11 protein-coding genes, 1 tRNA gene, 1 other RNA gene and 1 pseudogene are annotated in these 12,688 nt (G+C 73.5%); 6 read left to right on the top strand and 8 right to left on the bottom strand.

What is annotated here, in order from left to right; genetic code table 11:
• Positions 1 to 29: 29 nt before the first annotated feature.
• The 5 genes from ACVW07_RS14765 to ACVW07_RS14745 all read right to left on the bottom strand — a co-directional run bounded on the left by ACVW07_RS14765 (position 30) and on the right by ACVW07_RS14745 (position 4,796).
• Positions 30 to 1,388, bottom strand: a complete 1,359-nt coding sequence (locus ACVW07_RS14765; RefSeq protein WP_456819988.1) for an FtsX-like permease family protein — start codon at positions 1,386 to 1,388, stop codon at positions 30 to 32.
• The gene (locus ACVW07_RS14760; RefSeq protein ID WP_456819987.1) at positions 1,385 to 2,203 is read right to left on the bottom strand and encodes an ABC transporter ATP-binding protein; all 819 of its coding nucleotides are present in this window, start codon (positions 2,201 to 2,203) and stop codon (positions 1,385 to 1,387) included. The genes ACVW07_RS14765 and ACVW07_RS14760 overlap by 4 nt, the downstream gene beginning before the upstream one ends.
• A gap of 150 nt (positions 2,204 to 2,353) precedes the next feature.
• Positions 2,354 to 2,450: signal recognition particle sRNA small type (gene ffs, locus ACVW07_RS14755), an RNA gene on the bottom strand.
• A 21-nt stretch (positions 2,451 to 2,471) separates the two neighbouring features.
• Positions 2,472 to 3,218 (bottom strand): AAA family ATPase, encoded by a 747-nt coding sequence (locus ACVW07_RS14750; protein WP_456819986.1) that lies wholly within the window; start codon positions 3,216 to 3,218, stop codon positions 2,472 to 2,474.
• A 102-nt stretch (positions 3,219 to 3,320) separates the two neighbouring features.
• On the bottom strand, positions 3,321 to 4,796 hold the full coding sequence (locus ACVW07_RS14745) for a S1 family peptidase (protein WP_456819985.1): 1,476 nt from the start codon (positions 4,794 to 4,796) through the stop codon (positions 3,321 to 3,323).
• A gap of 127 nt (positions 4,797 to 4,923) precedes the next feature.
• Here ACVW07_RS14745 and sthA point away from each other — a divergent pair, with 127 nt between their 5' ends.
• On the top strand, positions 4,924 to 6,387 hold the full coding sequence (gene sthA / locus ACVW07_RS14740; RefSeq protein WP_456819984.1) for a Si-specific NAD(P)(+) transhydrogenase: 1,464 nt from the start codon (positions 4,924 to 4,926) through the stop codon (positions 6,385 to 6,387).
• Here the strand turns inward: sthA and ACVW07_RS14735 are convergent.
• The gene (locus ACVW07_RS14735; RefSeq protein ID WP_456819983.1) at positions 6,384 to 6,749 is read right to left on the bottom strand and encodes a VOC family protein; all 366 of its coding nucleotides are present in this window, start codon (positions 6,747 to 6,749) and stop codon (positions 6,384 to 6,386) included. The genes sthA and ACVW07_RS14735 overlap by 4 nt on opposite strands.
• A 205-nt stretch (positions 6,750 to 6,954) precedes the next feature.
• On the opposite strand from ACVW07_RS14735, the gene ACVW07_RS14730 reads away from it, so the two are divergent.
• From ACVW07_RS14730 to ACVW07_RS14710, 5 genes and pseudogenes are all read left to right on the top strand, one after another.
• Entirely contained in the window at positions 6,955 to 8,517 is a 1,563-nt protein-coding gene (locus tag ACVW07_RS14730; protein ID WP_456819982.1) for a phytoene desaturase family protein, read from the top strand.
• Between the two features lie 64 nt (positions 8,518 to 8,581).
• Positions 8,582 to 8,666, top strand: a tRNA-Ser gene (locus ACVW07_RS14725).
• A 213-nt stretch (positions 8,667 to 8,879) separates the two neighbouring features.
• Positions 8,880 to 9,971 carry a hypothetical protein gene (locus ACVW07_RS14720; protein ID WP_456819981.1) on the top strand — a complete coding sequence of 364 codons (1,092 nt, stop codon included), beginning with the start codon at positions 8,880 to 8,882 and terminating at the stop codon, positions 9,969 to 9,971.
• Positions 9,972 to 10,156: 185 nt separating this feature from the next.
• Positions 10,157 to 10,375, top strand: coding sequence for a hypothetical protein (locus ACVW07_RS14715; RefSeq protein ID WP_456819980.1), 219 nt, complete (start codon positions 10,157 to 10,159; stop codon positions 10,373 to 10,375).
• Between the two features lie 32 nt (positions 10,376 to 10,407).
• A pseudogene (locus ACVW07_RS14710) lies at positions 10,408 to 10,914 on the top strand (DUF6584 family protein); the annotation flags it as partial.
• 94 nt (positions 10,915 to 11,008) lie between these two features.
• Here the strand turns inward: ACVW07_RS14710 and ACVW07_RS14705 are convergent.
• Entirely contained in the window at positions 11,009 to 11,479 is a 471-nt protein-coding gene (locus ACVW07_RS14705) for a nuclear transport factor 2 family protein (protein WP_456819979.1), read from the bottom strand.
• A gap of 135 nt (positions 11,480 to 11,614) precedes the next feature.
• Positions 11,615 to 12,601: an NAD(P)/FAD-dependent oxidoreductase gene (locus ACVW07_RS14700; protein WP_456821088.1), complete on the bottom strand. Its 987-nt coding sequence runs from the start codon at positions 12,599 to 12,601 to the stop codon at positions 11,615 to 11,617.
• Between the last annotated feature and the right edge of the window lie 87 nt (positions 12,602 to 12,688).

Here is a 12,688-nt window from a genome sequence, read left to right as displayed (position 1 = left end):
TCGGCCCGGACCTGCGGGCGCTGCGGTGGTCAGTCCGCGCGGACGACCGTCTCGGACAGGACCCACCTGAGCAGCGGCCGGGACGCCTCGGTGGCCGCGAGCACGAGCCCGCACCCGAGCGCGAGGCACCCGACGAGGAGCACCACGCCGGTCACGGACGTCAGTGCGAGGAAGCCGAACATCGGCGACACCATGACCAGCGCCAGCGCGGCGGAGCCGACGGACACGAACACCAGCGGGCCGAGGACCTCGCGGCGCCGCACCCGGTCGAGCAGCTCGGTGGGCAGGCCGGCGAGCCGCTGCAGGGCGTACTCCCGCCGCCGGTCCAGCACGGAGGCGGCCTGGGTGATCCCCGCGGAGACGGCGGCGACGACGAACGTGAGGGAGAGCGTGAGCATCCCCCCGGTGGTGAGGTCACGCGCGATGACCAGCGCCACCGGGTCGTCCTGGGACTGCGAGGCGACGAGCGCCGGGATGAGGGCCAGCGCCCCGGCGACGAACCCGGCCAGCCCGACACCCCCGACCACGCGCCAGGCGGCCTTGGGGTCGTCGAGCAGGCGACGGGCGGCGAGAAGCTGCTCGGCGGTGCGGGCGGCCCGCAGCCGCCGCCTGCCGTACAGCCGCAGCACCCACGGCCCGATGGCGTTGAGCGCGAGGAACGCGACCGCGAACGACCCGACCAGGACGGCGAACAGCACCGCGCCGAACAGGCGTGCGGCGGCGCTGACCAGGATGAACGCGAGCACCAGACCGCCCGCCACGACCACGCGCACGGCCCTGAGGCCGGGCTTGCGGACCCGACGGGAGACACCGAGGGGCGAGACGACGACCTGCCGCAGCGACACCGCACCCGAACCTGCGGCGAGCAGCGGGACGACGACGAGGAGAGCCGCCAGCACGAGCGGCCCGACCCACAGCTCACCGGGCGTGAACGGCCGGTCCTGGAACACGAACAGCGTCCAGAACGGGATGAGCAGCGCGTACAGGAGGCAGCCGGCGACGGCACCGACGAGCCCCTGCCAGGCGGTCTCGACCAGGGTGAGCGCGACGACCTCGCGCGGGGTGACGCCGATGAGCCGCAGCGCGGACAGGCGCGCGTCCCGTCGGGCGACCCCGAGCCGGGCGGCCGCGCCGCCGAGGGTGACGAGCGGCACGAAGAGCAGCGCGAGCGCGATCCAGGACAGCGACACGTACAGGTACCCGTAGGTGAGGTGGTGGTCGTCGACCGGTTCGGCGGCGCGGCCCTGGAACGCCAGCAGGGCGCCGACCACGCTCAGCGCGAGGGCGGTCACGACCGCGAACGCGGTGCAGGCGAGCACCGTGATGATCCGGGCGTCGCGGCCCCCGGCCCGCCGCAGGAGCGGCGACAGCGCGCGCACGGTCCTCATCGCGCGCCCGCCGCGCCCTCGTCGGCGCCCGTCCCGGAGACGGCACCGGCCCCCGCAGGACCAGGAACGCCGGCGCCCTCGATCGGGACCGTGAGGGCGCCACCCGTGCGCCGCGCCTCGTCCACCACCCGGCCGTCGCGCACGGTGATCCGGCGCTCGCACCAGGCCGCGACGTCGGCGTCGTGCGAGACGACCACGAGCGACGCCCCGGCGGCCCGGGTCGTCTCCGTGAGCACCCGCATGACGTCGTACCCGGTGGCCTGGTCGAGGGCACCCGTGGGCTCGTCGGCGAACACCACGGCGGGCCGGGTGACGAGCGCACGGGCCACGGCGACGCGCTGCGCCTGCCCGCCGGAGAGCTCTCCGGGACGGCGGTCCCCCATGCCGTCGAGCCCCAGCCGATCGAGCCAGCCGGCGGCGACCCGTTCGGCGTCGGACCGCGACGACCCGAGCAGCATGGAGGGCAGCGCGACGTTCTCGAGCGCGGTGAGCTCGGAGAGCAGCTGCCCGAACTGGAACACGAAGCCGAAGTGCTGCCGCCGCACGAGGGAGCGGCGCCGCTCTCCGAGCGTCCCGAGCGGGAGCGGTTCGCCGTCGGCGGGCTGGAGCACCACGTCGCCCGCGTCGGGCTGGAGTATCCCGGCCAGGCAGTGCAGCAGGGTCGACTTGCCCGAGCCCGACGGGCCCATCACGGAGAGCGACTCCCCCGGCCGCAGGGTCACGTCGACGCCCGCGAGGGCGGTGGTGCTGCCGAAGCTCTTGACCAGCCCCCGCGCCGTCAGGCGGTCGGGGCCCGCGAGGGGTGGAGTCGTCATGCCGACCAGACTGCCGTTCGGGGGCGCCCACCGCGTCGGTCGTGGGTCGCGTCCTCGCGCGGGTGGACGTCCGTCCAGGGTCGTACGGGTGCCCCACCTGCGGTCGCGCGGGGAGCAGGTGACGACGGGCACGAGCCGGGAGGACGGGCATGAGAGGACCCCCCGCACACCCGCCAGAGCTCACCTGCCCTTGCTGCCTTCCGGCCCTGGGGGAGTTCAGCGAGATGACGCCGCACGAGGGGTCTGCCGCCAAGCCTAACCCAATGGTTCAGTCCTCCAGGACGTGCCGGAGGTACCGCCGGGGGTCGTCGAGGAAGCCGCGCCAGCTGATCACCAGGTCGAGGTCCTCCCACGCGCTCTCGCGCATCCCCCACTCGCCGACCTCCCACAGCGTGGCCCCGGGGAGCGCGGCGAGGATCGGCGAGTGGGTCGCGAGGAGGACCTGGCTGTCGGTGGTCGTGACCATGTGGTGCAGGTGCGCGACGAGGGCGAGGCAGCCCGTGAACGACAGCGCCGACTCCGGCTCGTCGAGCACGTAGAGGCCCCGGCGCCACATGCGGTTCCCGACGAGGCTGAGGAAGGACTCGCCGTGCGACATCTCGTGGAACAGCGGGTCGCGCCCGCCGGGGTTCTGCTCGAGGTACGTGTAGAAGGAGTGCATCGTCTCGGCGCGCAGGAAGAACCCGTTGCGGGGCGCACCCGCTCCACGGCTCAGCCGCAGCGCCTCGGCGAGGCCCGGCTCGGTGGGACGGGTCGAGTGCATGGAGCCCGTCGAGCCGCCCTCGGCGCCCAGCCCGAACGCGAGCGCGACCGCCTCGACGAGCGTCGACTTCCCCGCGCCGTTCTCCCCGACCAGCACGTTGACCTGGGCCGGTTCCCAGCCGTCGCGGAGCACCTGCTCGATGACCGGGACGCGGGCGTACCAGGCGTCCGGGGGGACCGGCTCCCCCGACCACGAGACCCGTCGCAGGGGGTACGACGAGAACGCCGGCGTGGGCGAGGAGGAGGCGGGCACGGTCGAGATGTACCGCGTCGGCCCGAGGACGTCCAGGCGTGACGAGGGTCCTGCACCCCCCTACGGTGCAGGACCCTCGTCGGTCGGTGGGATGTCAGGGCGTCAGGGCGTCGTGGCACCGAGGGTGTAGGCGCCGGAGCCCGCGTAGGCGTAGACGGTGTACCGGTACTGGCCGGCCGTCCCGTTGTAGCTGAGCGTCTCGTCGGCGCTCGCCGACGTGGCCGACGCGACGCTCACCCACGACGACCCGTTCCACCTCTGCAGGTACAGGTCGAAGTCCGTGCCGCTCGGGCCGTCGAGGCACACCCGGATCGTGCCGCTCGCGTTGACGGTCACGTAGCTGCCGGTCGGCTGGACCGCCTGCTGACGGGCGCCGAGCGAGCCCGTGTAGGTCCGGGCGTAGCCGGTGCACCCGGTCGGCGTGCCGCCACCCCCGCTCGAGGTGAGGAGGGTCAGCCCGAACGCACCGAGGGCCTCGTTGACCGGCTGGAAGTACGTGGTGCCACCGGACGTGCAGCTGCCGGACCCACCCGACGTCATGCCCTGCGCCTGGTTGCCGGCCAGCAGCGAGCCGCCGGAGTCGCCGGGCTCGGCGCACACGTTGGTCCGGATCAGGCCGGAGACGCTGCCCTCCGCGTAGTTGACCGTGGCGTTGAACGCCTGGATGGTGCCGCAGTGCCACCCGCTCGTGGAGCCCGACCGGCACACCGAGGCCCCGACGGCCGCCGGCGTGGAGCCGGCGACGGCGACCGTGCCGCCGCTGTAGTTGTTGACGGCACCGACCGGGGTGCTGCCGGTGGCGACGCGCACCCAGGCGTAGTCGTTCCCCGGGAAGCTGGAGCCGGCGAAGACCCCGGACGGTGTGGTGGTCGTCGCTCCCGTGGCCCCGCAGTGCCCGGCGGTGACGAAGCCGCCGCTGACCGCGAAGCCGACCGAGCAGCGGAACTGGCTGTTGATCCGGTAGGCGTTCCCACCGACCACGTCGGCGAGCGTGCGGGGCGCCTCGGTGGTCTCGACGACCTGCACGGCGTCGTCCGGCACGCCGGCCGCGAGCGCGAGGTCCCGCGCCTGCGCGGCCGCTCCGACGGTGGCGTTGACGACGACCGTGTTCGTGGTGACGTCGACGTACCAGGAGGGCACCGCCGACGCGACGGTGCCGAGCGCGCCGTCGAGGGCCGCCTTCCAGGCGTCCAGGTCGGCGAGCGAGTGCCGGGCGGCCACCGGGTGCGCGCCGGCTGCCTGCACGGCGGCGGCGCCCGCCGCGTCGACGACCCCCACGTGCAGCACGTTCTTCGTGGTGTCGAACCAGGCCCCGGCGTAGCCGGTGCCCAGCCGTGCGGCGAGGTTCCGCTCGACGTCGGTCGCGCCCGCCTGGAAGGCCAGGCGCTCGCCGGCCGCGGCCTTCGAGAGGCCGAGGTCGCGCTGGAGCGCGCCGAGCACGCCGGCGGGGACCTTGGCGGCGGTGGTGGGACCGGGTGCACTGACATCGGGGTCGGACGTCGCCCAGCCCGCCGTGGGGGTGAGGGCCAGTGCTGCGGCCAGTCCGATCGTGACGAGGGCGCTCCCGCGTGCGCTCATGTCGCCTCCCCGTCAGTCTGACGATGACTCGTGTCATCAGTTGAGTCACGGATGCTACCCGCGGGTAGGCCCTCCCGGAAAGAGGCAAACGGCTGCCAGGTCCGACCGGCCGCGCCAGACTGCGAGCATGGCCACCACAGCCGTCCCCGACCCGCAGCCCACGGCACCGGGCGCTCCCGAGCCGCGGTACGACTACGACCTCGTCGTGATCGGCTCAGGGCCCGGCGGGCAGAAGGCCGCCATCGCCGCGGCCAAGCTGGGCCGCCGCGTCGCGGTCGTCGAGCGCCGGCACATGATGGGCGGCGTGTCGGTGAACTCCGGGACGATCCCCAGCAAGACCCTGCGCGAGGCCGTCCTGTACCTCACCGGCATGGCGCAGCGGGACATGTACGGGGCGAGCTACCGCGTGAAGAGCGACATCACGGTCGACGACCTGTTCGCCCGCACCCAGCACGTCGTGGGCCGCGAGATCGAGGTGGTCCGCGCCCAGCTGCTGCGCAACCACGTCGACATCCTCCAGGGCACCGGTCGCTTCCTCGACCCGCACACCATCGAGGTGCTCGACGACGACGGCCGCCGCGCCACCGTCACCGCCCTGTTCGTCGTCGTCGCCACGGGCAGCACCCCGCACCGGCCCGACACCGTGCAGTTCGACGAGCGCACCGTGGTCGACTCCGACGGAGTGCTCGCGCTCGACCGGGTGCCCGGCTCGATGGTGGTGGTCGGCGCGGGCATCATCGGCATCGAGTACGCCTCCATGTTCGCCGCCCTCGGCACGCGCGTCACGATCATCGACAAGCGGCCCACGATGCTCGAGATGTGCGACCCCGAGGTCGTGGAGTCGCTGAAGTTCCACCTGCGCGACCTGTCCGTGTCCTTCCGGCTGGGCGAGGAGGTCGCCGGTGTCGACTCCGGCGCGCACGGCACAGTGACCCGGCTGGCCTCCGGGAAGAAGATCGCCGCGGACACCGTCATGTACTCGGCCGGCCGGCAGGGCCAGACCACGGCCCTGGCCCTCGAGGCCGCCGGGCTGTCCGCGGACGCACGCGGCCGCATCACGGTCGACGCGGACTACCGCACCCAGCAGCCGCACATCTTCGCCGTCGGCGACGTCATCGGCTTCCCCGCCCTCGCCGCGACCAGCATGGACCAGGGCCGCCTCGCCGCGTACCGCGCGTTCGAGGAGCCCGCCCGCGAGCTGGCGTCCGTGCAGCCCATCGGCATCTACACGATCCCCGAGATCTCCTACTGCGGGCGCACCGAGGACGAGCTCACCCGCGACGTCGTCCCCTACGAGGTCGGCGTCGCGCGGTACCGCGAGCTCGCCCGCGGCCAGATCGTCGGCGACTCCTACGGCATGCTCAAGCTCCTCGTCCACACCGAGACGCGCGCGCTGCTCGGCGTCCACATCTTCGGGACCTCCGCCACGGATCTCGTGCACATCGGGCAGGCGATCATGGCCTGCGGCGGCACCGTCGACTACCTGGTCGACACCGTCCTCAACTACCCGACGTTGTCCGAGGCGTACAAGGTCGCGGCCCTCGACGCGACGAACAAGATCCGGGCGGTGGCCCGGTTCAGCGAGCTCTAGCCCGCGTCCGTGGAGCCCTCGTACAGGCCGATCTGGTTTCCCTCGGAGTCCTCGAACGAGGCCCACCAGCTCGTCGGCGAGATCTCCACCTTCTCCTGGACCGTCCTGCCGCCCAGCTCCGCGACCTTCTTCAGGGTGTCGTCGATCGAGTCGACCTCGACGTAGCTGCGGGTGACCTGGAGGTTCCCGTCCCGCTGCCCCAGGCCGCCGCCGCTGATGCCGTTGGGGGCGCGCCACATGGGGTAGCCCTCGTAGCCGGGCGTCTCGTGGATCTCCCAGCCGAACAGCTGCGAGTAGAACCCCACGGCCCGCTGGAGGTCGTCCGCGGGGATGTCGATGTGCGTGATGTCGCCGTGTGCCATGACTCGCTCCTCGTTCGCGTGGTGGCCCGCCGCCGTCGGGCGAGCCCGGACCTTCGCAGGCTAGGACCGACCACCCACAGAGGCACCCGACGGGGTCGACGGTCCGGTCCCGGCAGGACGTCGGCGGCAGCATGGGGTCGCCGAGCTGCGTGAGGACTCCGTCCGGACTCAGAGCAACGGGACACCGGACGGTTAGCGTGACCCCGTGGAACGGAACCGCTACGACGCGGTCGTCGTCGGCGGCGGCCACAACGGGCTGACCGCCGCGGCCTACCTGGCCAGGGCCGGCCGCAGCGTTCTGGTGCTGGAGCGCGCGGACCGGCTCGGCGGCGCCACCGGGTCGTACCACGCTTTCCGGGGGGTCGACGCCCGGCTGTCCCGGTACTCCTACCTCGTCTCCCTGCTGCCGCGCGCTGTCAGGGACGAGCTCGGGCTCTCGCTGGAGCTCCGGCGCCGGCGCGTCGCCTCGTACACGCCGCTGCCCGGTGACCCGGCCCGCGCTCTGCTCGTCGACACCGGAGACACCGGCGCGACGCAGCGGTCGTTCGGCACCGTCGGCGCAGCGGCGGACCATCGCGCCTGGCAGGAGCTCGGCGCCCGGACGCACGCGCTGGCACGCTCCGTGTTCCCGAGCGTCACCGGGCCGCTGCCGACCCGCGCAGAGGCTCGCGCGGCCATCGGCGAGCGGTGGTGGGCGGACCTGCACGCGCCCGTCGGGGAGCTCGTCGAGCGCTCGTTCGGCCACGACCTCGTCCGCGGCATCGTCCTCACGGACGCGCTGATCGGGACCTTCGCCGGCGCCCACGACGCGTCCCTGGCGCAGAACCGCTGCTTCCTCTACCACGTGATCGGCGGCGGGACGGGCGACTGGGACGTCCCCGTCGGCGGCATGGGAGCCGTCGTCGACGCGCTCGCGGACGCGGCCAGCTCGGCGGGCGCGGAGCTGCGGACCAGGGCCACCGTGCACGCCATCGACCCGGACGGCGGGGAGGTCGCGTGGACCGACGGCGACGGCACCCGCCGCTGCGTCGCCGCGACCCACGTGCTGGTCAACGCCGCGCCGCACGTGCTCGACCAGCTCCTGGGTCTCGAGCCCGACCAGGGACCCGAGGGCAGCCAGCTCAAGGTCAACATGGTCCTGCGCCGGCTGCCCCGCCTCCGGGACACGACGGTGGACCGGAGGACGGCCTTCGCCGGAACGTTCCACGTCAACGAGTCCGCCGAGCAGCTCGCCGCGGCACACGCGGAGGCCGCCGCCGGCCGGATCCCGACGCTGCCGCCCGCCGAGATCTACTGCCACACCCTGACCGACCCGTCGATCCTGGGCGCCGACCTCCGGGCGACGGGCCATCACACCCTCACGCTGTTCGGCCTGCACATGCCGGCCCGCCTCTTCCGCGCCGATTCCGACGGGTCGCGGGCCGCCGCACTGGCGGCCACGCTGCGGTCGCTGGACTCCGTGCTCGCCGAGCCGGTCGAGGACTGCCTCGCGCTGGACGCGGACGGCCACCCGTGCCTGGAAGTCCGCACGCCCGTCGACCTCGAGCAGGAGATCGCGCTGCCCGGGGGCCACATCTTCCACCGCGACCTGCAGTGGCCGTGGCGGGAGGACGACGGGCCGACGACCCCGGCCCGTCGATGGGGTGTCGCCACCGCGCACGAGCGCGTCCTGCTGTGCGGTGCGGGCGCCCGACGGGGCGGCGGCGTGAGCGGGATCCCCGGGAGGTCTGCCGCCATGGCGGTGCTCGAGTCGACGCGGGGCCGCTGAACCCGGTTTCAGGATGGCTCCCGGGGTCCGGTACTCTTGTGCGGCCCCCCAGGGGGCACGGCCTGGAGGATTCGCCTAGTGGCCTATGGCGCACGCTTGGAAAGCGTGTTGGGTGAAAGCCCTCGGGGGTTCGAATCCCCCATCCTCCGCCGGTGAAGGGCCCGTGACCTGCAGCGATGTGGGTGGCGGGCCCTTCGACATGCACCCGTCGCCAGCCGCTTTCACCCGGCTCCATCGCGACATATCGGAGTAAACCGGGCATGGTGGGACAGGTCGAGGGTGCGACTTCGCGGGCCACCCGTGGACCTCCGGTTTCCTCGCCACCTTCCGACACTCGTCCGAACCTCACCGTGGAGGACCACGTGCGCGTCCCGGTCGTTCTCTCCTGCCTGGCGCTCGCGAGCGCCTCCGTCCTGGTCGCCGGGCCCGCGAGCGCGGCACCCACCCCTCCTGCGTGCGGGTCGACGCTCACCGTCGACACCGTGCTGCGGGCCGACCTGGTGTGCGCCGGTCCAGGCCTGGTCCTGGGTCCTGACGTCAGTCTCGACCTGCACGGTCACACGCTGCGGGGCACGGCCGGCGGCGTCGGGCTGGCGGTCACGAGCACCGGTGAGGCGACCGTCCGGAACGGGACGATCACCGGGTGGGACACCGCGGTGCGCACGCTCGTGGACTGGGACGGTCCCGGGAGCGGACCGCTGCACGTCGACCGTCTGGCGGTCGACGGCAACGGCACGGGGATCGACGGTACGGGCGACGGCGGCATCGGAGCCAAGAGCGTCACGGTCACCCGTTCGACGTTCACGAACAACCACGTCCTCGCTCTGAGCGCCCAGTCCATCACGGTCGACCTCGACCACACGATGTTCGCCGACAACGCGGTCGGCTACTGGGGGGACACCGGTTCGAGCGCGTCCGTGACCGACGTGCGGTTCGTGCGCAACGACCGCGCGCTCATCGTCACCGAGGGGAGCGCCACGGTCGACCGGTCGACGTTCGTCGACAACCCCGCCGCCGTGTCCAGCGGCGGCATGATCAGCGGGCTCGAGCTCACGAACAGCCGGATCACCGGTTCGGACCTGGCGGTGGACGGCATCGCAGCGGTGAGCCGGATCAGCGGCTCGACGTTCGTCGGGAACACGACGGCGGTGCAGGTCGGCCAGTGGGGCGCGACGATCACCGCGAACACGTTCCGGGCGAACCAGACCACGGTGTCGTTCGCCGTTGCCCCGGCGGAGAGCGACGGCGGCTCGGTCGTGCAGGACAACACCTTCCGTCTCAACGGTGACGGCCTGCGGCTCGAGAACGCGGACGCTGCCGTCAGCATCGGCGGCAACGACGCCCGGAACAACACCGGCTGGGGAATCTACGCCCCGGGTGCCACCGACCTGGGCGGGAACACGGCCAGGCACAACGGCAACGAGCCGCAGTGCGTGGGGGTCGTCTGCCCCTGACCGTCGGGCCCTCGCCGACGCCGCGCACGGGCCGGTATCGGGACGATGCGCGCGCCGGACCGTGAGGTGCCTGGTCGCCGAGAACGGCCGCACCGGCCGGCGTCTGGCGGGGGCCGGCACGCCGCGCGACACTCGACCTGCACGATGCCGGAGCCACCCGACGTCGCCGCTCATCGGAGGTGCCCGTGCGGAACGGAGCCCGCATCGCGCTCGGGGTGCTGCTCGCGGTCATCGGGTCGATCTGGACGCTCCAGGGACTGGGGTACGTCGCCGGCAGCGCGATGACCGGGGTGACGGTGTGGGCGATCATCGGCCCGGTCGTCGCCATCGCCGGGGTGATCCTGGTCGTGCGGTCGTTCCGGGAGCGCCGGCGCGGTCGACGTCCGGCGGACGACCTCAGCTGAGGTCGCCTTCGTTCGGCGCCCTCGGTCGTCCGATGCGCCTCGACGGCAACTGGCGGGGGCCGCCTAGGGTGACCGGCGTGACTGTGGAGCAAACTCTGGCGCGGGTCGACGAGGACCTTCTCAAGGGCGACGTCACGATGGCGCGGCGACGTCTCACGAGCCTCGTCGGAAGCCTGCCGCACGCGCTGGCCGCTCGTGAGCGTCTCGCCGACGTCTGCCGTCTCGAGGGGGATCGCGTCGAGGCCGGGCGCTGGTCGTATCTCGGCGAACGGCGCGAGCCGGACGAGGTGGCGGCGTTCGAGCGTGCCTGCGGCCATGACCCGGTCAGGATCATGCGTGGACTTCGTTGGCTGGGGTCCGAGGACGAGGCGGCGACGGAGGTTGCTCGGCAGCGACTTCTGGACGTCCGAACGCGCGCCGAGGCAGCTGCCGGCAGGACGCTCGACTGGTCGGCTCGCGGACGCGACGTCGGCGGGCCCTGGTGGGAAGACGCATTCGCGGTCGGCTGTCTCTTCGGAAGCCTGGTGCTGGTCGCCTTGGCGGTCGCGGGCGGCAACGAGCCGCAATGCGTCGGGGTCGTCTGCCCCTGGCCGACGAGAACCGCAGCCTCGACCCGGCCGCGACGACGCGGCCTCAGACCAGGTCCCCGTCCTGCGGCCCCCGCGCGAGCGCCGCCGCCCCGTCCAGGCCGACGAACCGCACGATCGGGTCTGCGTGCCTGTGCACCAGCACCCAGCCGCGACCGTCGCGCCGGTACACCTCGGTGACGCGCACGGACCAGTCCTGGTCGGGGAGCCCGCCGACCTCCCCGTGCTGCCGCTCGACCATCGCGATGACCACCGTGTCGCCCCACGCCTGGGTCTCGACGGATTCCAGCGTCGCCTCGCCGCGGGTGAAGTAGCCCGCCGCCGCCCGCACCCCCTCCGCGCGGTCCTCGAACCGGACCGGAGGGCCGCCGAACGGCGGGACCAGCGTGTATCCCGGCGCGTGGTCGACGAGCTCGAGGTAACGGTCCATGTCGCCCCTCACGTACGCCGCCGCTGCGGCACGTACCCGGTCGACCAGCGCGGCGACCTCGCCCTGCGTGACGCTCCCGTCGTCCACGGCGGCCTCCTCGGTCTCGAGACAGATGCCTGGTGCCGGATCCAGCATCCCCGGTGACCTCGGACCCGTCCAGCGCGACAATGCCGCTGACGTGCGGGGACGCACCCGAGCTCGGCCGCATCCGCGGTGCGGCGGTCAGCGCTCGCCGTCGCCCTGGAGCCGCGCGAGAGCGCCCCGCGCCGCCAGCACACCGGTGCTGAACGTCGCCTGGAGCAGGTAGCCGCCGGTGGGCGCCTCCCAGTCGAGCATCTCGCCCGCGACGAACGTGCCCGGCAGGCGCCGGAGCATCAGCGACTCGTCGACCTCGGACCACGCGATCCCCCCGGCCGTCGAGATCGCGCGCTCGATCGGCATCGTCCCGGTCACCACGACCGGCACCGCCTTGACCAGGTCGGCGACGTCCGTGGGCTCGTCCGGCAGTGCGCCGCCCAGCGACTCCCACAGCAGCGCGACGGCGACGGGGTCCAGGCCGATCGAGCGCCGCAGCCAGCTGGAACGGGTGTCCTTCGGCCGTCGGCGCCGCAGCCGCTCCGCGAGGTGGTCGACGGTCAGGCCGGGCCGGAGGTCGACCTCGAGCACGCACCGCCCGTCGGCGTCGAGGGCGTCGCGGATCGCGGCGCCGATCGCGTAGACCGGACCGCCCTCGATGCCGGACCGGGTCACCATCGCGTCGCCGCGTGCCGGCCCGCCGTGCCCGCCACGGACGCTCAGCCCGATGTTCTTCAGCGGGGTCCCCTGGAACCGGTCGGCGAAGACGTCGGTCCACGGCACCCGCGCGCCGACGTTCGCCGACCGCAGGGGAACGACCTCCACACCCCGGTCGGCGAACATCTCGACCCATCCACCGTCCGAGCCGAGCCGGGGCCACGACGCACCGCCGAGCGCGAAGACGGCCACGTCGCTCGCGACGACGTTCGTGACACCGTCGGTCCCGACGAACCGCAGGGCATCCTGCGCCTCCCACCCGGTCCACCGCTGCCGGCGCTCGACGCGCACCCCGAGCTCGGTCAGCCGCGCCAGCCAGGCCCGGACCAGCGGCGTCGCCCGGAACGACTGCGGGAACACCCGCCCGCTGGAGCCGACGACCGTCGGCTCGCCGAGTCCCGCGCACCAGTCGCGCAGGTGGTCCTGACCGAACGCGTCGAGGGCGGGGTCGGAGCCTGTCCGTCGCGCGGCCGTACCGTTCCGCGAAGGCGTCGACGGCTTCGG

The organism is Cellulomonas sp. URHB0016, assembly GCF_054057935.1.
Note: the sequence above shows the minus strand (reverse complement) of the source record. Positions and strands in the feature narration are given on the sequence as shown.

Excerpts from the sequence above, each read along its gene's own strand:
- ACVW07_RS14765 (WP_456819988.1), bottom strand. The coding sequence starts at position 1,388 with ATGAGGACCGTGCGCGCGCTGTCGCCGCTCCTGCGGCGGGCCGGGGGC.
- ACVW07_RS14760 (WP_456819987.1), bottom strand. The coding sequence starts at position 2,203 with ATGACGACTCCACCCCTCGCGGGCCCCGACCGCCTGACGGCGCGGGGG.
- ACVW07_RS14745 (WP_456819985.1), bottom strand. The coding sequence starts at position 4,796 with ATGAGCGCACGCGGGAGCGCCCTCGTCACGATCGGACTGGCCGCAGCA.
- sthA (WP_456819984.1), top strand. The coding sequence starts at position 4,924 with ATGGCCACCACAGCCGTCCCCGACCCGCAGCCCACGGCACCGGGCGCT.
- ACVW07_RS14735 (WP_456819983.1), bottom strand. The coding sequence starts at position 6,749 with ATGGCACACGGCGACATCACGCACATCGACATCCCCGCGGACGACCTC.